Annotated in this window: 11 protein-coding genes and 1 pseudogene; 7 read left to right on the top strand and 5 right to left on the bottom strand. The window is 71.4% G+C overall.

The features are described from left to right. Positions 1-34: 34 nt before the first annotated feature. From ON19_RS38970 to ON19_RS15830, 4 genes are read left to right on the top strand one after another with little or no spacing between them, the layout of a single operon-like run. Positions 35-10,036 (top strand): hybrid fatty acyl-AMP ligase/type I polyketide synthase, encoded by a 10,002-nt coding sequence (locus ON19_RS38970; protein WP_051168931.1) that lies wholly within the window; start codon positions 35-37, stop codon positions 10,034-10,036. 23 nt (positions 10,037-10,059) lie between these two features. Further along, positions 10,060-12,306 (top strand): thioester reductase domain-containing protein, encoded by a 2,247-nt coding sequence (locus ON19_RS15820; protein WP_043692426.1) that lies wholly within the window; start codon positions 10,060-10,062, stop codon positions 12,304-12,306. After that, positions 12,306-13,403, top strand: coding sequence for an alpha/beta hydrolase (locus tag ON19_RS15825; protein ID WP_051168932.1), 1,098 nt, complete (start codon positions 12,306-12,308; stop codon positions 13,401-13,403). Before ON19_RS15820 ends, ON19_RS15825 begins: the two co-directional genes overlap by 1 nt. Continuing rightward, the gene (locus ON19_RS15830; RefSeq protein WP_227954813.1) at positions 13,400-14,650 is read left to right on the top strand and encodes a glycosyltransferase; all 1,251 of its coding nucleotides are present in this window, start codon (positions 13,400-13,402) and stop codon (positions 14,648-14,650) included. Before ON19_RS15825 ends, ON19_RS15830 begins: the two co-directional genes overlap by 4 nt. Here ON19_RS15830 and ON19_RS15835 read toward each other — a convergent pair. Beyond that, entirely contained in the window at positions 14,633-15,631 is a 999-nt protein-coding gene (locus tag ON19_RS15835) for a Gfo/Idh/MocA family protein (RefSeq protein ID WP_043692268.1), read from the bottom strand. The two genes, ON19_RS15830 and ON19_RS15835, sit on opposite strands and share 18 nt — an antisense overlap. Positions 15,632-15,677: 46 nt before the next feature. After that, positions 15,678-16,322: a TetR/AcrR family transcriptional regulator gene (locus ON19_RS15840; RefSeq protein WP_043692271.1), complete on the bottom strand. Its 645-nt coding sequence runs from the start codon at positions 16,320-16,322 to the stop codon at positions 15,678-15,680. 169 nt (positions 16,323-16,491) lie between these two features. Here ON19_RS15840 and ON19_RS15845 point away from each other — a divergent pair, with 169 nt between their 5' ends. Together ON19_RS15845 and ON19_RS15850 are read left to right on the top strand one after the other, a co-directional pair. Continuing rightward, the gene (locus ON19_RS15845) at positions 16,492-17,904 is read left to right on the top strand and encodes an NAD(P)/FAD-dependent oxidoreductase (protein ID WP_063709437.1); all 1,413 of its coding nucleotides are present in this window, start codon (positions 16,492-16,494) and stop codon (positions 17,902-17,904) included. After that, the gene (locus ON19_RS15850) at positions 17,897-19,687 is read left to right on the top strand and encodes a hydroxysqualene dehydroxylase (RefSeq protein ID WP_043692274.1); all 1,791 of its coding nucleotides are present in this window, start codon (positions 17,897-17,899) and stop codon (positions 19,685-19,687) included. Before ON19_RS15845 ends, ON19_RS15850 begins: the two co-directional genes overlap by 8 nt. 67 nt (positions 19,688-19,754) lie before the next feature. Here ON19_RS15850 and ON19_RS15855 read toward each other — a convergent pair whose 3' ends face one another. The 3 genes and pseudogenes from ON19_RS15855 to ON19_RS41930 form a co-directional block, all read right to left on the bottom strand. Next, the gene (locus ON19_RS15855; RefSeq protein ID WP_043692277.1) at positions 19,755-20,534 is read right to left on the bottom strand and encodes an alpha/beta fold hydrolase; all 780 of its coding nucleotides are present in this window, start codon (positions 20,532-20,534) and stop codon (positions 19,755-19,757) included. Positions 20,535-20,587: 53 nt separating this feature from the next. Beyond that, positions 20,588-20,851: pseudogene (locus ON19_RS41925) on the bottom strand (VWA domain-containing protein); the annotation flags it as partial. Positions 20,852-20,878: 27 nt separating this feature from the next. Further along, positions 20,879-21,292, bottom strand: a complete 414-nt coding sequence (locus ON19_RS41930) for a DUF7144 family membrane protein (protein ID WP_063709438.1) — start codon at positions 21,290-21,292, stop codon at positions 20,879-20,881. Between the two features lie 235 nt (positions 21,293-21,527). Here ON19_RS41930 and ON19_RS15870 point away from each other — a divergent pair, with 235 nt between their 5' ends. Beyond that, entirely contained in the window at positions 21,528-24,146 is a 2,619-nt protein-coding gene (locus tag ON19_RS15870; RefSeq protein ID WP_157229726.1) for a LuxR C-terminal-related transcriptional regulator, read from the top strand. Positions 24,147-24,164: the final 18 nt, after the last annotated feature.

Below are 24,164 nucleotides of genomic sequence, written 5' to 3' on the forward strand. Positions count from 1 at the left end.
CCCCGTGACAGTCGAGTTCCGAAGGTTGTACCGCATGACCGAATACCGTTCGTTCGTCGATGTGCTGCTCACCCGTGGTGAGACGCTGAACGCCGGGACCGCCTACCGATTTCTGCGCACCGGTGACGCGGACGGCGCCGTCGACGACATCACCTACGCCGCCGTGTCGATCCGCGCGCGGGCGATCGGCGCCGCGTTGCAGGACGCGGGCGTGCGCCGGGCCCTGCTGCTCTATCCGTCCGGATTGGACTTCATCGCAGGGTTTTTCGGCTGCCTGGCCGCCGACGTCGTCGCCGTGCCCGCACCGCTGCCGCAGCTGGATGCCCGGTCGCTGCGGCGGCTGCGGCACATGGTCACCGATGCAGGCGTCGACGCGGTACTCACCACCGCGCAGGTCCGCGCCGACGCGAGCGCGGCGGTCGAGCAACTGCCGGAACTGGCCGCGCTGACCTGGCTGGCGACCGACGAGATCCCCGACGCCGCGGCCGCGGCGTGGCGGCAGCCCGCCGTCGGCCCCGACTCGGTGGCCTTTCTGCAGTACACCTCGGGTTCGACCAGCGCGCCGCGCGGCGTCGTGGTCACCCATGCGAACCTGCTGCACAACGAGCGCGCCATCGCCTCGGCGCTGGGCCATACGCCGGATCTGGTGGACTCGCTCACCGACGCGCTGTTCGTCAGCTGGCTGCCGATGTACCACGATATGGGGCTCATCGCGCCCGTGTTGCAGACGATGTTCGTCGGCGCGAACGCGGTGCTGTTGTCCCCCCAGCATTTTCTGCAGCGTCCCGAGCGCTGGCCGCAGGCGGTGTCCGCGTTCGGCGCGCACACCAGCGGGGGTCCCAACTTCGGCTACGAGCTGTGCCTGCGCCGGATGTCGCCCGCGCAGATCGACCGGCTCGACCTGCGCGGCTGGAAAGTGGCCTTCAACGGCGCGGAGACGGTGCGCCCGGCCACGGTGCGCCGGTTCGCCGACACCTTCCGGAGCGCGGGTTTCCGGGCGGAGTCCTTCCAGCCGGTCTACGGCTTGGCCGAGGCGACGCTCATCGTCAGCGCCGCCGAAATCGGCGCCCGGCCCACGGTGGTCCTGCCGCCCGGCCGGTCGGAGCTGGTCGGCGTGGGGCGCCCGGCCGAGGGGTTGTCGATCGCCATCGTGGATCCGGAGCAACGCACGGAGTGCGCCGAAGGCGCCGAGGGCGAGATCTGGGTGTCCGGAACAAGTGTCGCCGCCGGATATTTCGGCAACGAGCAGGCCACCGCCGAGACCTTCCATGCCGGGCTCGGCGACGACGACCGCGCGTTCCTGCGCACCGGCGATCTGGGTTTCCTGTCCGGCGGTGAGCTGTTCGTCACGGGGCGGCGCAAGGACCTGCTGATCATCGACGGCAAGAACCATTACCCGCAGGATCTGGAGCTGACCGTCGAAACCGCGCACGACAGCGTCCGGCCCGGGTGCGTGGCGGCCTTCTCGGTGGACGAGGGCATCGACGGGGAACTGCCCGTCGTGGTCGCGGAGGTGCGCACCGAGGACCCCGCCGAGCTCGCCGACGCCGAAGACGCGATCCGCGCCGCGATCGGTGCCGAGCACGGGCTCACGCTGCGGTCGGTGGTCTTGATCCGTCCCGGTGAGCTGCTGAAGACCAGCAGCGGCAAGGTGCAGCGGCAGGCCTGCCGCGCGGCGTATCTCGACGACGAGTTCTCCCCGGTGCTGCCCGTACGCGCCGAGTTCGAGGACGCGCCGATCGCCGCCCCGTCGGCGGCGGCGATCACCGCCGACGAGATGCAGACCTGGCTGGTGGAGATCATCGCCCGGTTGGCGTATCTCGATCCCGCCCGGATCGACGTGCACCGCCCGCTGGTCGAATTCGGCCTCGGCTCCGCGGATCTCGTCGAACTCGTCGTGGAGCTGTCCGACCGCGTCGGGCATACGCTGGACACGAATCTGTTCTTCGAGCACCCCACCATCGCGCAGGTAGTCGCGGCGCTGCACCGCACCGACGCCGATGCCGCGCCGGTCCAGCACCAGGAACGCACCGGTGACGACGCCATCGCGATCATCTCGATGGCCTGTCGTTTCCCGGGCGGCGCCGACGACCCGGAATCGCTGTGGCGGCTGCTCGACGACGGACGCGACGGGCTGTCGGACGTGCCGCCGGGCCGCTGGAGCATCGACGGGCTCTACGACCCGGACCCGGCCGCGGAGGGCAAGGCGTACACCTTCCGCGGCGGATACCTCGGCCAAGTGGACGAGTTCGACGCCGCGTTCTTCGGTATCGGGCCGCGCGAGGCGGCGGTGATGGACCCGCAGCAACGGCTCATGCTGGAACTGAGCTGGGAGGCGATCGAACGGTCCGGCCGCGACCCCAGGCAGTTGCAGGGCAGCATGACCGGTGTCTATTTCGGGGTGTACAGCACCGGCTATCTCGCCGATCCCGCTCCGCACCAGTTGAACGGACAGGTCGGCACCGGCCTTTCCCCCAGTGTGGCCTCCGGCCGGGTCGCGTACACGCTCGGCCTGCACGGACCCGCCGTCACTCTCGACACGGCGTGTTCGTCGGCGATCGTCGCGATGCACCTGGCCGCGCAGGCGCTGCGCGCGGGCGAGTGCGATCTCGCCCTGGCCGGCGGCGCGACACTGCTGATGGGTCCGACCGCGCACGTGGAGCTGTGCAAACTCGGTGTGCTGTCGCCGTCGGGACGCTGCGCGCCGTTCTCGGCGGGCGCGGACGGCACGGTATGGGCCGAAGGCGCGGGCCTGGTGCTGCTGAAGCGGCTCGACGACGCCCGGCGCGACGGCGACCGGGTGCTGGCGGTGATCCGCGGCTCCGCGATCAACCAGGACGGCCGCAGCCAAGGGATCAGCGCCCCCAGCGGATTCGCGCAGGAGCAGGTCCTGCGGGCGGCGTTGCACGCCGCGGGCATGGCGCCCGAGGACGTGGACTACGTGGAAGCCCACGGCACCGGCACCGCGCTCGGCGACCCCATCGAAGCACGCGCCCTGGCCCGCGTCTACGGTCCCGGCCGGGCGCCGGATCGCCCGCTCGGGGTGGGCTCGCTGAAATCCAATCTGGGGCACACCCAAGCGGCGGCCGGAATCGGCGGCGTCATCAAGCTGGTCCTCGGTCTGCAGCACGAGCGGATACCGGGAATGGCCCACGACGGGCCGCCGACCCCGCAGCTGGACTGGGCCGGAAGCGGATTGGTCGTGCGCACCGATCCGGCGCCCTGGCCCCGGGGCGCTCGTCCGCGCCGCGCCGGAGTCAGCGCGTTCGGGCTCAGCGGCACCAACGCCCACCTGATCCTCGAGGAGGCTCCCGCGCTCGACCCGGCCGACTCGTTCGACGACGAGCCGGACGACAGACGACTGGCGCTGCTACCGGTCTCGGCCCGGAACCGGACTTCGCTGCGCGGTCAGGCGCGGCGCTTGCTCGAGCACGTCACCGGTGACGACACGCTGGCGCCCGCACCGGTGTCCCGCTCGCTCGCGGTGCAGCGCACACCGTTCGAATGGCGGGCCGTCGTCGTGGCGGCCGACCGTGACGAAATGCTGTCGGCGCTGGGCGATCTCGCCGACGAACGGGCAGCACCCGATGTCGTGGTCGCCGCGGACGCGGCGCTCACCGCGGGCAAGACGGCGTTCGTCTTCCCGGGGCAGGGCGTGCAGTGGGCCGGAATGGCACGTGACATGCTGGCCAGGTCGGAGGTCTTCCGCGCCGAATTCGCCCGATGCGACGAAGCGTTTCGCCACCGCACCGGATGGTCACTGGCGACCGCGCTGTTCGGGCTCACCGCGGCGCAACTCGGCGACTTCACCGTGGTGCAACCGCTGCTGTTCGCCACGATGGCGGCGCTCGCGGCGACCTGGCGGGACGTGGGTGTCACACCGGATGCCGTGATCGGGCACAGCCAAGGCGAGATCGCCGCGGCCTACGTCTCGGGTGCGCTCAGCCTCGACGAGGCCGCCCAGGTGGTCGTGGCCCGCAGCCGCCTGATGGCAGGCATCGCCGAGGAGGGCGCGATGGCGATGGTCGGCCTGCCCGCGCAGCGGCTCGAACAGCGCTTGGCGGCGCTGGAGCCGGCGGTGTCGATCGCGGCGATCAACATCCCTCGCTCGACGATCGTGGCGGGAACCCGCCATGCGGTCGAGACGCTGGTGCGTGAGCTGGAGGCCGAGCAGGTCGAGGTGCGGGTACTGGCCGCGGGACCGGCGCTGGCCGGGCATTCCGTTCTGCTGGAACCGATCCGGGAGCAACTGCTGGACGAGCTCGCCGGGTTGACCGCCGTCCCACCGGCCGTTGCGTGGTACTCGACCGTGCTGGGCGAACAGTTGGTCGACGCCTGCGCCGACGCCGCCTACTGGTATCGCAACGCACGCGAACCGGTCCGCTTCGCGAGCACCATCGAGCGCATGATCGGCGACGGGTTCCGGTATTTCGTAGAACTCGGGGTGCATCCGCTGCTGACCACGGCGGTGCGGACCGTGGCGGAGGAATCCGGCCGGGAGATCGTCGCGGTCGGGTCGCTGGTGCGCGACGCCGACGGGCCGCGCAGCCTGGCTCGCGCGCAGGCCGCGCTGTGGGTGGCGGGCCGCGACCTCGACTGGTCGCGGCTGGTGCCCGCACAGGGCAGCGTCGATCTGCCGACCTACGCCTTCGACCGGCGGCGGTTCTGGACCGAATCGGTGTCCGAGGACGCCTCCGCGCTGGGGTTGCAGGCCGCGGGCCATCCGTTCGTCGGCGCCGTCGTGCCGCAACCGGATTCCGGCGGCGTGACGCTGACCGGCCGCCTCTCGCTGCGGACCCACCCGTGGCTGGCCGAGCATGCCGCGCCCGGCGCGGTCGTCATGCCCGGCACCGGTCTGGTCGAACTCGCCATCCGCGCCGGTGACGAGGTGGCCGCCGGCATCGTGCGGGAACTCGTGCTGCACGCTCCGCTGGTCGTGCCGCAGGACGCGGCGTTGCAGATCCAGGTGGTCGTGGGCGACGCCGACGCCACCAGCGGCAGGCCCGTCTCGATCCACTCCCGCTGGGAGCGAGATCTCGACACCTCGTGGACGTTACACGCCCGCGGGGTGCTGGTGGCGGCCGCCGGAACCGATGCGGGCGCCGTCGACACCACGCAGTGGCCTCCGGCGGACGCGGCGGCGGTCGACGTCGAGGACATGTACGCACGGTTGTCCGAGCGCGGGCACCGGTACGGTCCGCTGTTCCGGTCGGTGCGGGCGGCGTGGCGGCGCGGCGCGGAGGTCTTCGCCGAGGTGGCGCTTGCGGAGCATGCCCACGGTGAGGCCGCGCGGTTCGAGATCCATCCCGCCCTGTTCGACTCCGCACTGCACGCGGCGCTGCTGCTCGGCGCGGGCGAAAGCGATTCCGCGCTCCTGCCTTTCGCCTGGACCGGTGTGACTCTGCACGCTTCCGGCGCGACGGCGTTGCGCGTGCGGATCACCCAGGGTGACGACGGGGTACGTGTTCTGGCGAACGATCACACCGGACAGCCGGTCGTGTCGGTGGAATCGCTGGTCCTGCGGCCCGCGCCCGCGGCACAGGTACTCGACGGGGCGCTGTCCGCCGCGCACCGCACCTTGTTCCGGCCGGAGTGGACACCTCTGCCCGCCCCTGCGACCGTCCGGCCGGTCGTCGCGGTGCCCTGGTCGCGGCTCGGACCGCACGACGCGGCGCCGGACGCGGTGGTAATCGAAGTCGCCGAGGGTGATTCGATCGACGCGGTGCACGCCGCGCTACGGCAGACCCTCGAGGCATTGCAGGCCGCACTCGACGACCCGCGACTGGGCGCGGCGACGATCGTGGTGCGCACCCGGCGCGCGATGGCGCTGCCCGGGGAGGACGTCCCGAACACCGCGGGAGCCGCGGTCTGGGGACTGACCCGCACGGCGCAGTCGGAGAACCCGGACCGCGTCGTGGTGGTGGACAGCGCCGACGCCGAGGTCGACCTCGCGGCGGTCCTCGCCTCCGGGGCGGCACAAGTCATGGTGCGCGACGGCGCCCTGTTCGCACCGCGGCTCGTGCGGCCTGCCTCATCCGGACTCGCGCCGAGCGGACCCGATTTCGGGGACGGTTTCGTGCTCGTCACCGGAGCGCCGGGACGGCTCGGCTCGCTGCTGGCCGGGCATCTGGTGCGCGCCCACGGCGTCAGCAAGCTGCTGCTGGCCAGCCGGCGAGGCTCCGACGGCCCCGGTGCGGACGCGTTGCGCGCCGAACTCACCGGTCTCGGCGCGCAGGTGGTCTTCGCCCGGTGCGACGTGGCCGACCGAGCCGCGCTGGCTGACGTCCTGCGCGGACGCACGCTCAGCGGCGTCGTCCACGCGGCCATGGTCCTCGATGACGTCACACTGGGATCGCTGACTGCGCAACGGCTCGAAGCGGTCCTGCGACCGAAGGTCGACGCGGCGTATCACCTGCACGAGCTGACCTCGGACATGGACCTGGCGTGCTTCGTCCTGTTCTCCTCGGTCGCGGGCGTCCTCGGCAATCCCGGTCAGGCGAACTACGCGGCCGCCAACGCCTACCTCGATGCCCTCGCCACCCACCGGGCGGCGCAAGGGCGTACCGCGCAGTCGCTGGCCTGGGGTCCGTGGAGCCTCGATATGCACGAGGTGATGGCGGCGGCGGACATCCGTCGCATGGAACGCACCGGTGTGCGCCCGTTCGCCGCGCTCGACGGCTTGGCCGCGTTCGACGCGGCGCTGCGGCGGACCGAACCGGTGCTGGCGCCGATGCGGATCGACGCCGACGCGATGCGGCGCGCGCCGATCGTTGCGCCGATGCTGCGCGGACTGATCCGTCCGTCGACGCGCCGCACGGCCGTCCACCGCGAGGCCACCGACCCGTCGGCGCGGTCGCGATTCGCCGAGCGGCTGCGCGGATTGCCGCCCGAAGAGGCAGTCGCGGTCGCGGTGGACGTGGTGGCGCGCTGGGCCGCCGACGTGCTCGGTCACACCGGCGCGGACGCAGTCGCGCCGGACCGGTCGTTCCAGAGCCTGGGCATGGACTCGCTCATGGCGGTGGAACTGCGCAACCGGTTGCGCGACGACACCGGGATTCTGGTGCCGCTCGGCGAGATCTTCGCCCACCAGAGTCCGGCCGCGCTGGCCGCCTACCTCGTCGAACAGGCGGCACGCACGGATACCGGCGCGCCCGCCGTGGCCGGGGGCGAGGAGGAGGTCCCCGATGTCGTCACTCTGCCGGTCACCCGGGATCTGATGCGGCTGCTGCGGACACAGCGGCAAGGCGTGCCGAGTGCCGCCCAGACCGGCGGACTGGCCATGCGGCTGCACACGGCGGTCGAACGCGCCGACCTGGAAGCGATGCTGGCCCGCCTCGCCGGACGCCACGCGGCGCTGCGCACGGTGATCGTGCCGAGCGACGAGCACGGCACCCAACTCCAGGTGCGGTCCGCGCCGGGCGGGCCGCTGCTGCGGTGGACGGTCGTCGATCAGCTCGACCACACCGTCGCGCGAGCACGGTTGCGCGAGCTGATGAGCGAGCCGTTCGACCTGGCGCGGGGGCCGCTGTGGCGGTTCGAGCTGCTGGTGTCCGGTTCCGGCGAGCAGATGCTGATCTTCGGCGCGCACCACGGCATGTGCGATGTCCAGTCGATGTTGCTGGTGGCCGGGGAGATCGACGCCGAGCTGTCCGGGACGCCCCTCCCGGATACTGTGTCCAACAGAGACATTCACGATCTGCTCGCTGCGCAGGCGCCGCAGGGCGAGCCCGACGCCGAGTGGCGAAGGGAGTTCGCCGGTTGCCGCCGCCTCGACCTCACCCTCGCCCGGCCCAGGCCCGCGCAGCGCAGTCACCGTGCGGGAGAGGTGCTGCTGGCACTGCCCGCCGGGCTTCAGGACGGTGTGGCGCGGCGCGCTCGGGAGCTGGGCATCACGCCCGCGGCGTTGTTCCTCGGCACGCTCACCGCGCTGCTGGCCCGGCGGCAGGACAACGATCGTTTCGCGCTCGCCGTCCCGGTGGACACCCGCATCCACGCCGACGCCCCCACCGGCGTCGGCTATTTCGGTGTGCCGGTGCCCTATCCGGCGACCGTGGAGCCGGGCGAGTCGATCGATGACCTGCTGCGCCGTACCGGTGACCGGCTGCGGCGCCTGCTCGTGCCGGGAGCCGGCTTCTCCGATGCTCTCGGTGCGCTCGCCGCGGAAGGTCTGTACCGGGACAACGCGCCGCTGGTCGAGGTGTACTTCAACTATCTGCGGGCCAATTCCGCCGTCCACCGCGCGGAACTGGTCCCGGTGGGAACCGGGTACTCCGATCTCGATCTGATGGTGGCCGTGCTGGCCGACGCGGGCCAGGTCTGGTTCACCTACAACGCGGACATCATCGATGACGCGACCTGCACCCGCCTCGGCCACGACTACCTCACCCTGCTCGGCGAGGTGATCGAGCACCCCGGCCTGCCGGTGCGCCCGGGGTCGCGCGCGCCGCGTGCGGCCGCACCCGGCGGCGTCGCGTTCGCGGCCACGTTCGCGCTGGGCAAGCTGCCGGATCTGTATCACGCCGCGTCGGCGCCGGCCCACGGCGAGGACGGACCGACCGTGCTCGAGGCGCCCTATCACCACGTCCTGGCCGGATTGCGCGACCCCTCCGGCGTCTTCGCGCAGCCGTCCACCGCCCTGGGCATCGTCTTGCTGCGGGCGGCGGACCTGGAGCGATTCGGTGCGCTCACCGACGACGCGCTCGCCGAACTGGCCGAGCAGTACCCCGCCGCCGTCCGGGAAGCGTCCGAACGTGCCCGGGTGCCGATCATCGTCGGCTTCCTGCCCGCACCCGGTCTGGACGAGCGCCTGCGCCACTGGGAGCAACGGACCGCGGGGCGGCTGCGGGAGATCCCGGGCGTCGCGGTCCTCACCGAGCCCGACTGGACGCGGGACCATCAGGTGGCGCACCGTTTCGACGAGCAGACCGACGCGCTGGCCCATCTGCCGTTCACCGAGGAGTTCCAGGCCGCGGTGGCGCTGACGCTCACCGCGGTCGCACGCGTCGCTCTGCTGCCCGCGCCGAAGGTCATCGCCGTGGACGGCGACGACACCCTGTGGAGCGGCGTCGTGGACGAAATCGGGCCTACGGCGGTCACCTTCGACGCACCACGGCTCGCGCTGGCGCGGCGGCTGCGGCAATGGCGCGCCGCCGGCACCTTGCTGGTGCTGATCAGCAACAACGACGAGGAATCCGTCCGAGCCGTGCTCGACCGTCCGGACAGCCCGCTGCGCGCCACGGACTTCACCGTCGTGTCCACCGGATGGGACAGCAAGCCCGAGCGGCTGGAGGAGGCCGCGCGGACAGTGGGATTCGCACTCGACGGCGTGGTCTATCTCGACGACAACCCGGTCGAGATCGCGAAAATACGAGCGCGCGCACCGGAAGTGCTCGCGGTGACCTGTCCGCCGGCCCGGGAACTGGAGGCGTTCCTCACGCGGTTGTGGCCGGTGACCCCGGTGGCCGTGACCGCGGAGGACGCCGAGCGCGCGGAGTTCTACCGGCGTGAACACGAACGCGACCTGGCCCGTGAGCAACTGGACTTCGCGCAGTTCCTCGACGGCCTGGAGCTGACGGTGACCGTCGAGCCGCTGTCCGAGCAGAGCATGCCACGCGCGGCCCAGCTCGTCCGGCGGACCAGCCAATTCGTCCTGGGCGCCGGCACCGAGGAGGATGTCGAGCGGTGGCGGGAGGACGGCGAGGTGTGGACCGCATCGGCGCGAGATCGGTTCGGCGACTACGGAACCGTCGCCCTGCTCGCGCTGCGCACCGACGGCGCCGCGCTGCGGGTGCGCGGATGGCATCTCAGCTGCCGCGCCCTCGGCCGAGGGGTCGAGGAACGCCTACTCGGCTGGCTGGCCGAGCGCGCGGCGGCGCTGGGCTGCGCGACGGTGCGGATGACCGTGCACCGCACCGCGCGCAACGTGCCCGCCCGCCGCTTGGCCGCCGCGCTCGGCGGCGGCGCCATCGATGCCGAGCGACTCGCGGTCGAAGTACCGCTGGACCGCCTGCGGACGTTCCGATCCTGGGCGCAATGACCATGGCCGACAAGGAGTTTTCCGTGCGCAGTCCGAACGGCGAGCACCCACCGCACGCCGAGCGAGCCGATCGGCGCGAGCTCGCCGAAGCCATCGAAGGCGGTGGCGGCCTCGACGTGTCCGCGTTGCTGGCGCGCGCGGGTTCTCCGGTGACCACCCGGACGGCGGTCGAGAGTCCCAGCCGGTGGAGCCCCGAGTCGCTCACGGCGGCGGTCACCGGGGTGGCGAACCGATTCACCGCCGAGACGATCGGGCCGGAGACGGATTTCTTCGACGGCGGCGGCACGTCCGTCGCGGCGGTCGAGTTCGTCGCGGCTCTGGCCAGGGAACTCGACGTGCACCTCGATCTGGACGACGTCTTCGCCGACGCGCGCCCGCGCAGGCTGGCGCAACGCTGGTTGAGCGCTCACCCCTCATCCACCGAACGCGATCTGCCCGTGGCGGAAACGGGTGCGGTGGACGAGGAGTTCGCGCAGCTCATGTCCGATGTCGCCGGAGCCGACCGGCTCCCGTTGGTCGACCCGCCGGACCGGGTGGTCCCGCGGTGCATCCTGCTCACCGGCGCCACCGGTTTCCTGGGCAGCCATCTGCTGCTGGACCTGTTGCGTAGCAGCGACGCGCAGGTGGTCTGCCTGGTCCGCGCGCAAGACGACGAGGACGCCCTCGACCGGCTCGCCGCCGCGCTGACGCGGTTCCTGCTGCCGTGGTCTCCGGAGGTGCGCAGGCGGGTGACAGTGCTGCCCGGCGACCTGCGTGAGCCCAACCTCGGCCTGTCCGAGCAACGCTGGGCGGCGCTGGCGGACGAGGTCGACGCCATCGTCAACGTCGGCGCCGCGGTGGACTTCCTGCGTGGCTACCGGTCACTGCGCCGCGCGAACGTCCTCGGTCCGCTCACCCTGGCGCGGCTGGCGGCGACCGGGAGACCCAAACCGCTGCACCACGTCTCCTCGATCGCGGTGTTCAACGAGCTCGGCATCGCCGCCATGGGCGAGGACGATCCGGTGGCGAACATCGGCAAGCTGGTGATCGGCTACGACCGGACGAAATGGGCGGCCGAGGCGGTCATGCGGCGGGCGCGCGAACACGGACTGGTCGTCACGGTGCTGCGGCCCGGCGGCATCGGCGGCCACCGCGAGACCGGCGCGCACAATCCGCGCGACCTCAACAGCGGCATCATCGCGGCGCTGTCGCGGTTCGGCACCGTCCCCGCGCTGCGCAACCTCCATGTCGCGCCGGTGGATTGGGTGAGCAAGGTCGCGGCGGCGATCGTGTGCACGCCGACGGCGTGGGGCCACAACTACCACCTCACCGGCACACCAACCACCCTCGAGCAGATGCTCGGGGAATCCGCCGCGATCGGCATGGACATGCGGGTACAGCACTGGTCGGCGTGGTGCGACGAGGTAGTGGAACGGATTCGCACCGAGCCGGTCCCGGAGCTGGAATCGCTGGCACAGGTATTGCGCAGCCCCATCGCGCGCCATCCGCTGGAGACGATGGCATCCGTTCCCGCCGCCACCGACGAGCGCACCCGCGCTTTCCTGCGCGCGCACAATCTGCCCGCGCCCATCCGCTACGGCGCGCAGTCGCAACGCAAAACGCTGGAAATGCTCGCCGACACCGGATTGGCGCGGCTGCCGCAGCCGCAAGACACACCCTATCTGTGGTTCTCGGAGACGTTGGCGGGGACGCTCGGGCCCGCCGGCGCACCGGCAGGCACGTCCTGCACCCTGAATCTGCGGCTGTCCATCGCGAGCACCCACCAGCTGGTGGCCGGGCGCACCGTCGACGTCAGCGGCGAACTGCGGTGCACGCTGCTGCACGACGCGCCGCTCACCGTGGCCGGTGCGCTGTCGGTCCGCCCGCACGACGGCATCCCGATACGGCACGGGCTGAAGCATCCGCTCATGCACTACCGGCTGTCGCTGCGCGACGCCGACGGCGGAACGTGGTGGTTGTCCGGCTACAAATACGCCGAGGCGCGGCGCACCCTGATCCGGCAGGCGCGCACGCTCACCGTCGAACTCGGCCGCGAGGGCGAGCCGGCGGCCTTCGCGGGCGAGGTCGCCGTCCCGCTGGACACCTACCTGCGCGATCAGATCGACGGCATCCAGGTGGATCCGCGGTTGTCCGAACGTCAGCGACGGACCGCGAAACTGTTGTGGCTGAGCTGGTTCGGTTCCCAGCTCGGCAAGGGCCTGCTGGAACCGGCGCTGCGCGTGGGCACCGAATTGCTGGATCTGCGCCGAAACGCGAAGGAGTTCCGCTGATGCTCACCCCGATCCGGCCGGGCGCCGCGCTGACGGTGCAGGAGATCCCGTTCCGGACCACCGACGGCATCCAGCTGGGCCTGCGCCGCGTCGTCGTCGACGATCCCGACCGGCCCGCGGTACTGCTGGTGCACGGCCACGGCGTGTCCTCGGAGATGTTCCTGCTCCCCGAGACCCGCACGATCGTCGACGCGCTGGTCGACGCCGGATACCAGCCGTGGCTGCTGGACTGGCGCGGCAGCTGCCGGCTGCCCTACAACGCCTCCGGGCCGCGCTTCAGCTTCGACGACGTGGCGCTCTACGACCTGCCCGAGGCCGTCGGGGAGATCCGGCAGCGCATCGGCGACCAGCCGTTGTTCGTGGTCGCGCACTGCGTCGGCGCCTTGGCGCTGTCGATGAGCATGACCGCCGGACTGATACCGGGCTTGGCCGGAGTCGTCGCCCAGGGCGTCTTCCTCACGCCGAAGGTGAGCAACGCGGTGCGGATGCGGGTGCTGGTGGGCGGCGAACTACTCGGCTCCCGGCTGCACCACCTCGAATCCGACTTCCGCAAAGTCGGGCTGTGGTCGCGGAAAACGCTGCTGTACGCACTGCTCACGCGGAAAGGGGAATGCACCGACCCCACCTGCCGGATGGTCCACGGCAGCTGGGGCATGGGCGCCGAGCTGTTCGTGCACGACCACCTCGATCCGCGCACCCACGACCGCCTGGCGGAGCTGTTCGGCCCGATCCCGGTGCACGTGCTCCCTCAGCTGCGGCGGATGGAGCTGGCGCACGCCGTCCAACGATGGAACGACAACGACGACCGCTACCGAATGCTGCCGGAGAACGCCCTGGACCACGCCGACCGGATCGACTGCCCGGTGCTGCTGCTGTCGGGCAGCCGCAACGAGGTCTGGCTCGACTCGAACAAGCTGTGCCACGACGTGCTCACCACCCGCAACCCCCAGCTGGACGTCCGCTACGTCGAAGTCCCCTCCTACGGTCACCTCGACACCTTCCTCGGTCGCGGCGCGGCACTGGACGTGTACGGGCACATCTTGGAATTCCTCGACGGGTGCGGGCGTCCCGCGTCCCGATCGGTCGGCACGGCGTGAGCGGACACACCGCCGACAGCCGTTCGCTGCGCATCGCGATGTTCGCGGATTTCCACCCGGCCACCCTCGGCGGGATCCAGACATCGATGCGCGCGCAACGCACGGCGTTGGAGCGGCTCGGCCACCGCGTCACCGTATTCACCATCCCGCCACCGGAACTCACACCGCCGGACCCGGACATCGTCGTTCTCGCGACCACGGGTGGATTGACCGTGAACGGCTACCCCGTCGCCCTGCCGACCCGCAGGAACGCACGCCTCATCGATGCGGCGTTCGCCGAACGCGGCTTCGACGTCGTGCACGCGCAGACCACCTACGGCGCGGGCGTGGCCGGATTGCGCGCCGCGCGCCGCCACGGCCTTCCCCTCGTCCAGTCGATGCACAGCCGCGACGACTCCTTCATCGAACGCAATTCCCCGTTCCCCTACCTCGCCGCGCTCACCATGCGCGTCCTGCACGGCGGATTCGTCGGTCTGCGCGCCGCGATGCCGCGCCTGCCCGAAAGCCGTACGGCGCGCCATGCTTGGCGGCCGCTGGTCGCCCAAGCACAGGCCGCCGACCACGTCGTCGTGCCGACCCGGCATTTCGCTCAGCGGTTGGCAGCGCACGGCGTGGACCGTCCGACGCACGTGGTGTCCAACGGAGTCGACGACGATCTGGTGCGCGCCCTCCCGCAGCGCTCCAGCGACCGGGGTCGGCTGCTGCGCGTTCTGTGGTGCGGCCGTTTCTCCGCCGAGAAGCGGCCGCTGGAGGCCATCGAAGCGGTGCACCGGGCCGAGGGCTGCCTCCTCGACGTCTACGGCGCGGGAGCGCTGGAGCCTCGCCTGCGCTCGGCCGTCGACCGCCTCGGGCTGCGTGAGCGGGTTCGGCTGCACGGCGAGGTGAGCCAGGCGGAGTGCTTGGCGGCCATGCGCACCCACGACGTGCTGCTGTTCCCGTCCGCCGGGTGCGACACGCAGGGCATGGTGCTGCTCGAGGCCGTCGCGGCGGGCCTGCCGGTGCTGCACTGCGACCCGGACGTCACCGAAACCGTCCCCGCGGGTGGGGAATACCGCGCCCGCGATGCCTCGACGGACGCGCTCGCCGAGGCGCTGCGCGAGCTGGCGGATCGTCCGGACCGGCTCGACGCCATGCGCGAGGTGCTGGCACGCCACGCCGACCGGACCCTGCAATCGCGGTTCACCGCGCGACTGGTGTCGGTCTACACCGAGGCGATCGCCGCCGCCGCGTCAGCTCGGCTGCCGTAGCGGCAGGCCCGCGGCCGTGTAGATCGCATCGATGACGCTCATCGTCGCCACGGCGTCCTCCGGCGAGGTGGGCACCGGCTCACCGTGGCGCACCGCCGCGACGAAGGCGTCGAGCTGATAGGCGTAGGTCGTGCGGCGCGAAGTCTTCTCGGTGCGGCTGCCGCGGTCCGAACGCACCGACAGCCTGCGCGGCAGCTGCGGCGCCACGGGGTTGACCACCCGCATTTCGCCACGTTCGCCCACCACGCGCGCGCCGATGCGCAGCACATCCGACGACCACATCGAGCAGCGCAGCCGCCCGGTGTGACCGGAAGGGAACCGCAACTGCGCGCTCATCGCGCGGTCGATGTGCGGGCCGCGCAATTTCGCGGTCGCGGCGACGACTTCCGGGTCCTCGCCGCCGAACACCCTGGCCATGTGGACCGCGTAGCAGCCCGCGTCCATCAACGCCCCGCCGGCGAGCGTGTAGTCGTAGCGGATATCGGAGAATCGCGGCAGCGGAAAGCACATGGCGGTGTCCACGCGCACCAGCTTGCCGAGTTCGCCGGAGGCGATGATCTGCTCCGCCCGCCGGGTCATCGGGTGGTAGCGGTAGTGGAATGCCTCCATCACCACCCGATCCGACGTCGCGGCCAGCGCGGCGATCTCCCTGGCCTCGGCGGCGTTGGCGGTGAACGGCTTCTCGCACAACACGTGTTTTCCCGCGGCGAGCGCCTCTTTCGTCCACCGGCCGTGCAGACCGTTCGGCAGCGGGTTGTAGACGGCGTCGATGTCGGGCGCGGCCACCAGTGCCGCGTAGCTGTCGAAGACCTGCGCGATGCCGTGCTTGCGCGCGAACGCACTCCCACGTTCCTGATCGCGAGCCGCCACAGCAGCCACCAGCACGTCCGGGTGCTCCCCGGCGGGACGCACCAGAGCGGCCGGTGCGATGCGGGCGGCGCCCAGGATGCCGATCCGCAGGGCCGGTCCGGAGTGTGTCATGCGCGCGACTGTAGCAATGGATCCGATTGCGCCGCCGTGCGATCCGTCAGGGAGACGGCGCGTCACCGTATACGGTCAGCCAGATCGCCCGGCCCAGCGCCTCGGCCAGCGCGTCGTCGGTGACCCCGGATCCGGGGGAGAAACTGGCGGCGATCGCGCGTTCGACCATCGAGGTCAGCACCACAGCGGTGGCCTGCGGATCGATCGCCGGGCTGACCCGGCCCGCGGCGCGGTCGTTCTCCAGCCGGGACCGCACCACCTCCACGAACGACGCGACCCGGCCACGCCAGTAGGCGCCGACGTCACGGTCGTAGGCCGCCACCTCGCTCAGCGCCAGCAGCAGCGACCGGTGCTCCCGGAACCCGGCGATCATGGTGCGCACCGCCGTCACGACACCGGCCTGGCCACCGGTGTGCTCGGCGATCCACCAGCGCTCGGCGGCCTCGAACAGATCCGCCGTGGCCAGCTCGGCCATGCGGATCAGCAGCTGACTCTTGTCCGGGAAATACCGGTAGAACGTCGACCTGGCCGACTGGGATGCGGCGGCGATCCGGTGGACGGCGATCTCGGTGTAGGGCGTGCCGTCGGCGAGCAGTTCCTCCACCGCGGCGAGGACTCGTCGCTCGAACTCCGCGCGCCGGTCGTCGACGGGTTTGCGTGCGTTCCTGGGGACCCGGGTCAGCGAGGGCATCCGGCTCCTCTCTGCGGCGAAACGGCCGCGTCGTTCGGCTGTGCCGGTCGGGTGCGTCGCACCACGGCCTCCATTCTGCCGACACGGCACCGATATTGACATTCGGGCAGGCACCGTCCACCATCGATCGGACACAGTGTCCGAGACTATATGACCGAGGTGGTCGGGCATGCACGGATCCCCCGCCCCGGCAATCGAGTACACCGACGTGGTCGTGGTCGGCGCGCGATGCGCGGGCTCGGCGGCCGCGATCGCGTTCGCTCGCGCCGGCCGTGACGTCGTCGCACTGGACGCGGCGCGCTTTCCCTCCGACACCCTCTCCACGCATCTGCTGTGGCCCGGCGGCCTGGCCGAGCTGGGCCGCGCGGGCGCCCTGGAGCGTGTCCGGCAGCTCGGGGCGCCCGCGCTGACCACAGCCTCGGCCGACGGCGGCGGCTATCGGGTCCGGTCGTCCTTCACGCCGGTGGACGGCATCGACTACGCGATGTGTGTCCGGCGAACCGGCTTGGACGCCGCGCTCGTGGCGACCGCCGTCGACGCCGGGGCACGGGTCCGCGAGGGCGTGCGGGTCACCGATCTGCTCTGGTCCGGAGATCGCTGTGCCGGCGTCCGCTATACCGACCGCGGCGGCGTGCACGAGGTGCGCGCCCGCCTGGTAGTCGGGGCGGACGGCCGCCGCAGCACGGTGGCCCGGCTGGTCGGCGCCCAGCGGCCCCGGCTGATCGCACAGAGTGGCCGGGACTGCTACTTCGCGTACTGGCAGGACGGAGCGGCCGACCAGCGGCACGTCGCGGCGCAGTGGCGTCGCGGTCCCGATCTCGGCACCGCGTTTCCCTGCGACGGCGGGTTGCTGCTGAGCCTCGTCCAGCCGCCCGCGCAGCCCGGCGCACCGGGCGCCGGGCGCGCCGAGCGCCGGTATCGGGAGGCGATCGAGCGGTTGCCGGGATTGCAACTGCGGCTGCGCGATTGCCGCCGGGTGGGGCGGGTGCGTTCGGCCACCGGCCTGGCGTCCTACTTCCGGCGCTCGACCGGACCGGGCTGGGCGCTGCCCGGTGACGCCGGGCATTTCAAGGACCCGGTGACCGCGCAGGGCATCCGAGACGCGCTGCGCTACGGGCGATTGCTCGGCGAACTCGCCGCCCCGGCGCTCGACGACATCGAGCACCTCGATACCGCCCTCGCCGCGTGGGAACGGCTGCGCGACAGCGAATGCCTGGGCGTCTACCAGTGGACGAACCGGCTGGCCCGGGGCAGCGCGATGCGTCCGCTGGAGATCGAACTCTATCGGCAGGCCGACGCCGACCCGGCGCTGGCCGACGCGGTCACCGCGGTCTTCTCTCGCACGGTACATCCCGAGGACGTCTTCACTCCCGCCCGCGGCGCGGCATTGGCGGCGGGAGCACTGCGCGCTTCGTGGCGCGCCCCGTGGCCCGTGCTCGCGGACCTGGTGGGCGAATGTCGCGACACGATCTCCGAACGACGGGAGGCCCGCGCCTTCGCGCGCACCGATCCCGCCACCGTCATCCCGTCCCGGCCGCTCCGGGGCTTTCTCGCGGCACCTTCAGGAGATCGACATGCATGACCCGCGCCTTCGGCCGACCATCGACCTCACCCGTCGCGACCTGTTGCGCGGCGCGCTCGCGGCCGGAGCTGCCGTCGCCGCCGCCCCCGCGCACGCCGCAGCACCCGAAGCGCGCCGAACGCCCGGGCTGCGCACCGGAGGAAAGTCGGTCGCGGTGCTCGGCGGTGGGGTGGCCGGGCTGTCGGCGGCCCACGAACTGATCGAGCGCGGATACGAGGTCACCGTCTACGAACCGGCCTTCCTCGGCGGCAAGGCACGCAGTATGGGTGTGCCGGGCACCGGCACCGACGGCCGCATGGATCTGCCCGGCGAGCACGGCTTCCGGTTCTTTCCCGGCTGCTATCAGAACCTCCCGGACACCATGCGCCGAATTCCCTTCCCCGGCAATCCCGATGGCGTCGCGGGCAATCTCGTCCGGGTCGAGGGCACCGTGGCGGGTTTTCGCGGCAGGCCGCCGATCTTCGCGCCGGTCGAGCTCGCGGGCATCGATCAGCTCACTCCGCACCGGTTGCAGAACACCCTCATCGGCGCCTTCGGCTTCATTCCGGAACTGCCACCGGCCGAGCTCGCGTTCTTCGCCAAACAGATGGCCGTCTGGTTCACCTCGTGTACCGAACGGCGTTTCGGGCAGTGGGAATACGTGACGTGGGAGCAGATCCTGCGCGCCGAGGGCAAGTCGGCGGCATACCGCGAATACCTGGTCAGCGCCCTCACCCGGATCACCGTGGCGGCCAAGCCCCAGGTGAGTTCGGCCCGCACGATCGGCACCATCGGTGAGGCGCTGGTGCTGGCGGGCACCGGGGCGATCCCGCAGTACTCCGCCGGGATCGATCGGATCCTCAACCGCCCCACCAACGAAGCGTGGATCGATCCCTGGGTGACGTATCTGCGGTCCCGGGGCGTGCGATTCGTTCCCGGGCAGCGGGCGACGCGGCTGGAGTTGCGCGCCGGCCGGATCGCTTCGGCGACGGTGACCGACGCCAACGGCCGGTCGACCCCGGTAACCGCGGACTGGTACCTGTGCGCCATGCCGGTGGAGAAGGCGGTCACGCTGCTCAGTGACGAAATCCTCGACGCCGACCCGCATCTGGCGGGCATGCGGCAGCTGCGGACCGACTGGATGGTCGGCATCCAGTACTACCTCACCCGATCCACCGACCTGCCCGAAGGCCACATCGCCGCGCTCGGGTCACCGTGGGCGCTCACGGCCTTGCGCCAAGCCCCCATGTGGGTGGGTGACTTCGCTGCCCGCTACGGCGACGGAACGGTGCGGGAATGCCTGTCGGTGGACATCTCCGACTGGGACTCCCCCGGCATCCGCTTCCGCCGACCGGCCAAGCAGTGCACCGCCGCCGAGATCGCCGAAGAGGTGTGGGCTCAGCTCACCGAATGGCTCAACACCGCGACGGGGTGGCTGCGCCCCGAGGACATCCGCTCCTGGCATCTCGATCCCGGAATCACCTGGAGCGCGAATGGAGTCCACAACGAAACCCCGCTGCTGGTCAACACCGTCGGTTCCTACGACCACCGGCCGGAGGCCCGCTGCGCTGTGGCGAACCTGTTCTTCGGCGGCGACCACGTGCGCAACAACATCGATCTCGCCACGATGGAGGGCGCCAACGAATCCGGGCGCGCGGCGGCCAACGCGATCCTGGATGCCGCCGACGACCCCGCACCCCGGGTTCCGGTCTACCCGCTGGTGTCGCTGCCGATCTTCGAGCCGTGGAAACGCATCGACGCCGACCGGTACCGCGCCGGTTTGCCGCACCTGCTCGACATATGACCGGCCGGACCACGCCGTGCCGCGATGTTCCGGCGGCGCCGCGTCGCCGGAACGCGCCCGAGCATGCCTAGGACGCCTCGGCGGCAGTGATGCTCGTGGTGGCCAGGATCGTCTGCGCGACCAACCGCGGGTCATCGATCATCGGCACGTGACCGGTGCCGGGCAGCACGGAGAACACGGCTTCGGGCAGCCGTGCCCGGGCGATCGCCGCGTGGATCTCCTCGGGAAGAACACGATCGTGCTGCGCCCACGCCACCGTGATCGGGCACGGCAACGGATCGAGCGGGGCCACTTGCTCGTCGGTGCCGAGCAGATCGGCGGTGACGGTGCATCCCACCAGGTCGCGTAAGAAGGTCATGGCTTGCGCCGCGCTGACGCGATCACCGTGGACAGCGATGTTGCGCAACGCCACTCGCCGGGCCACCGCACTGCGCAGTCCCAGCGGGGCGAGGAAGCCCAGCAGCCGCCCGGTGATCGCCTCGCGGGCGATGCGGCTCGTCGCGGCCTTCTGGCTTCCGGCGCCGGATTCCCAGAAGCCGGCGGGCGAGAGGGCGCAGACGGTCTCGGCACGCCCGCGGCGGGCCAATTCGATCGCCATCCATCCCCCCAGCGAATTGCCCGCGATATGCACCCGGCGCAGCCCCAGCGCGTCCAGCCGCCGCTCGATGTCGTCCACCAGGTGCTCGACCCGCGCCGGCCGCCGCAGGGCGGCCGGGCCGCCCCGATGCCCGACGGCGGTCGGCGTGATCACCTCATGCCGCGCGGCGAGCAAGGGCGTGACGTCGTCCCACACCCGTTCGGACATGGTGACACCGTGCAGAAGAACGAGCGGGGGCTTGCTTGGCATTGGCGTCCCTTCGAGTTCGTATGCGATCTCGAAGGTGGATACCACAACCTCACCTACGGTGCCAGCGGAAACCCCACTTCACCGGTCGATCGCAGGGACCGTCGCCGGCGTTTGCCCGGCGCGATGCCGGCCGGCCACGGCGGTATCGCCACACTGCTCGACACCGCGACCGCATCGAGCCGATCAGCCCGCACCGGCTCGTCCCAAATGCCCGCCTGCGCGGCGGCGCGCGTCCAAGACGGGAATTCCGGCAGCAACCGCTCGGAGAGCTCGGAGCCGGGGACGTGTTCGATGTCGTCGACCGCGAAGAACCCGGTGTTGACGACCGCCGAATGCCCGCCCGGTCAGACCGCGTCCGGACGCCAGGTCGCCACCGCCCAGATCACCACGACGTTCAGCGCGATCACCAGAATGGACCATGCCGGGTAGTACGGCAGCCACATGAAGTTCGCGATGATCGACAGGGCCGCCAAGCCGATCGCCACCACCCGCGCCCACGTGGCGCCGGTCATCAAGCCCAGCGCGGCGATGACCAGGAGGATGCCGAGCACGATGTGGATCCAACCCCACGAGGTGGTGTCGAACTTGTAGACGTATTCGGTGCCGACGACATACAGCTCGTCCTCGGCGACGGCGGAAATACCCTCGAAGATCGATAGCACACCGACGGTCAGCAGCAGGATCGCTGCCGCTATGGACGTGCCCGCCGCGATGCCACGGCGGACGGGGTGTGCCTCCGGTTCGGTCATGTGCGTCATCGGTCGCCCCCTTTCTCGGGAAGTTGTGTCGGGAAGTTGTGGACGCCTTCCGAATCTCCACCATTCGCACCGGTCGGCACTTCACCCGTTTCGGGTGACTCCGGCGCTTCCGGGCACGGGGGGATGAAAATTCCATAACGACCACCCACGGGGGGATCGAGTGGACTGTCCACCGGGTAAGTTCCGCTACCGAGGCGCGGTAGTGGATCTGTCAGCACAGGGCCCGGGAGGCACGGTGACCACCTCGCACGTCCCCGCTCTACGCCGCATCCCCGCCGCGGCGGAATCCGTTGCCGAAATACCCGCGTTGCCGTTCACTCCGATCCCCCGGCCGGACCTGTCGGCCGCCGCCGACGAGGTGACCAACACCCGCGATGGACACGTGCTGCTGCTGTGCGCACCGGCCGGAACGGGAAAGTCGGTGCTGATGGCGGACTGGGCCGCCCGACGCGCGACCGGCACCTCCGATGTCGCGTGGCTTACCGTCACCGCGGAACTCGACGACGCGGCCGCGCTGTGGACCGTGCTGCACGCACGCTTCGGCGTCGCGGCCACCGAACACTCGGGACCACCGACCGCGCAGGCCGCCGCGCTCGTCGAGACTCTGGCCGCACGGGCGAGGCCGACCGTCCTGGTGCTCGACGACGCCCACCTGATCGCCGATCCGCTCGCGCTCGCCGGTGTCGAATATTTTCTGCAGCATGCCCCGCCGTCCGTCACGACAGTGCTGTGCGCCCGCTTCGCGCCGCCGATCCGCTGGCACACCCTCGGTCTGCATTCCCGGCTGACCCGCTGGGGCATGACCGAACTGGCCTTCACACCGGATCAAGTCGACGCACTCTGCCGCGATCACGGCTGCGAACTCACCGGCGCCGAACTCGACGCGCTCTACGCGCTGACCCGCGGCTGGGCCGCACTCGTGCGCATCGCCGCCACCCACCTGAATGCCGGAACCGACGACCGCGCCGCCGCGCTGACCGTGCTCGCGCGCCCGGCGCGGGCGGTCGCCGATTTCCTGAGCGACGAACTCGTCGAGGCGCTGCCCCCCGCACTGCGCCAGTTCCTCACCTACACCAGCATTCCCGTCTCGTTCACCGAGCAGCTCGCCGACGAACTCGTCGGCGGCGGCGCGAGCCATCATCTCTACGAACTCGATCGGATCGACTTCCCGATCGATTCCGTCGTGCGCGGCGGCGAGATGTGGTTCGCCTGTCATCCACTGTTACGTGCCCATTTTCTCGCCGAAGCCCGCCGGCTCGGACCGCAACTGTGCGCCGACCTGCATCGCCAGTCGGCCCGCTGGCTGCGTCGCGCGGGACTGCCCGCGGCCGCGCTGCCGCATCAGCTCGCGGTCGGGGATCGAGCGGAGCTGTGCGAGTTCTTGTCCGCGTGTGCGTTGCGCATCGTTCTCGACGGCGAGGGCGCGATGCTGTTCGAACAGGTGGCCCGCTCGGCGCCCGGCTTGCTCGACGATCCCTTCCTGTGGCTGGTGCGCGTGGTGGACGCGCTCGTCGCTGGCAGCACCGCCGCCGCGGTCGCGTGCCTGGACACCGCGACCGCGCGACGCGCCGCCATGCTCTCCTTCGCCGCCGCCGAACGGCTGGACACGCTCACCCTCGCCGCGACGATCGACGTCGCGGCGACCACCGGGGCCGTCCTGCCCCGTTTCCCGGCCGAGGTCGCGCCGACCGGCGACCCCGATCTCGACGCGTATGCCGCGATCCAGGTCGCCACCGCCTTCGTCGCGGACGGCGCGGTCGCGCGCGGCGAACAACTGCTGCACTCCGGACTCGCGGTGGCCGAGCACGCGGGCCGCCCCCGTCTGGTGCTGCGCGCGCTGACCCGGCTGGCATTCGCCGCCGACACCGTCGACGCGGCCACCGCGATGCGCGACCGGGCGGCACGCGCGCTGGCGATCGCCGACGAACACGGACTGTCGGAGGCATCGGACGCCGTGCAGGCGACCGCGATGGCCGCCTACGGCGCCTACCTGCAAGGCGAGACGCCCGACGCGGCGCAGATCTGCGCCGTGCTCACCGAGCGCATCGATCACGACGGGTCCTACGGTCCGGTCGCGGGGTGGCGCGGCCACGTGGTGGGCCGCCTGCTCCAGCTCGAGCAGGCCGAGGAACAGTCCGCCGCGGTCGACGCGCTGCGCCGCAGCTTGCTGGTCCTGCTGGAGCACAAGGCGGTGCCCGCCGCGACGGGCAGCCTGATCCTGCCGGTGGTCTGGGCGCTGCTGCGGGTACACGATGCCAGGACCGCGCAGCTGCTGGTCGAGCGCGCACGCGGCATCGTCGGCGAACTGCCCGAGGTCCGGTTGGCCGACGCGGCTCTGCACGCCGCGGCCGATCGCCGCAAGGCGACCTGCGCCATCCTCGAACCACTGCTCGACCGGGCGGGCGAACTGCGTCCGGTCAGTGCGATCACCGGATGGCTGTTGTACTCCGCGACGCAACACGAGGCCCGCGCGCCGGCCAAGGCCCTCGCCGCGCTGGAGAACGCGCTGGGTTGCGCCGCGCCGCACCGGCTGTTGCGGCCGTTCCTCGACGTGCCTGCCGCGATGGGATTGCTGGACAGCTACACGGGCCGTTTCGGCCGGTCGGAGACCTTCGCGGAGTCGATCCGGCGTCATCCCGCCGCGCGTCGCAGGCCCGCCTACCCTGCCTTGACCCACACCGAGATGACCGTGCTCAAGCAGTTACCGTCCGGACGTACCGCCCAGCAGATCGCCGAGGACCTCGGTGTCTCGGTCAATACCGTGAAGACCCACCTGCGCGGGATCTATGGCAAATTGGGGACGAATTCCCGGGTCGACGCCCTCGACCACGCGCGCCGCGGCGGACTGCTCTGACGCGGTGACCGGTCGATG

It is taken from the genome of Nocardia abscessus NBRC 100374, assembly GCF_000308455.1.
In the GTDB taxonomy this organism is placed as follows: Bacteria; Actinomycetota; Actinomycetes; order Mycobacteriales; family Mycobacteriaceae; genus Nocardia; species Nocardia abscessus.

Coding starts and splice junctions, on each gene's coding strand:
- ON19_RS41930 (WP_063709438.1), bottom strand. CDS start 21,292: ATGACGCACATGACCGAACCGGAGGCACACCCCGTCCGCCGTGGCATC.
- ON19_RS38970 (WP_051168931.1), top strand. CDS start 35: ATGACCGAATACCGTTCGTTCGTCGATGTGCTGCTCACCCGTGGTGAG.
- ON19_RS15825 (WP_051168932.1), top strand. CDS start 12,306: ATGCTCACCCCGATCCGGCCGGGCGCCGCGCTGACGGTGCAGGAGATC.
- ON19_RS15840 (WP_043692271.1), bottom strand. CDS start 16,322: ATGCCCTCGCTGACCCGGGTCCCCAGGAACGCACGCAAACCCGTCGAC.
- ON19_RS15835 (WP_043692268.1), bottom strand. CDS start 15,631: ATGACACACTCCGGACCGGCCCTGCGGATCGGCATCCTGGGCGCCGCC.
- ON19_RS15845 (WP_063709437.1), top strand. CDS start 16,492: ATGCACGGATCCCCCGCCCCGGCAATCGAGTACACCGACGTGGTCGTG.
- ON19_RS15855 (WP_043692277.1), bottom strand. CDS start 20,534: ATGCCAAGCAAGCCCCCGCTCGTTCTTCTGCACGGTGTCACCATGTCC.
- ON19_RS15850 (WP_043692274.1), top strand. CDS start 17,897: ATGCATGACCCGCGCCTTCGGCCGACCATCGACCTCACCCGTCGCGAC.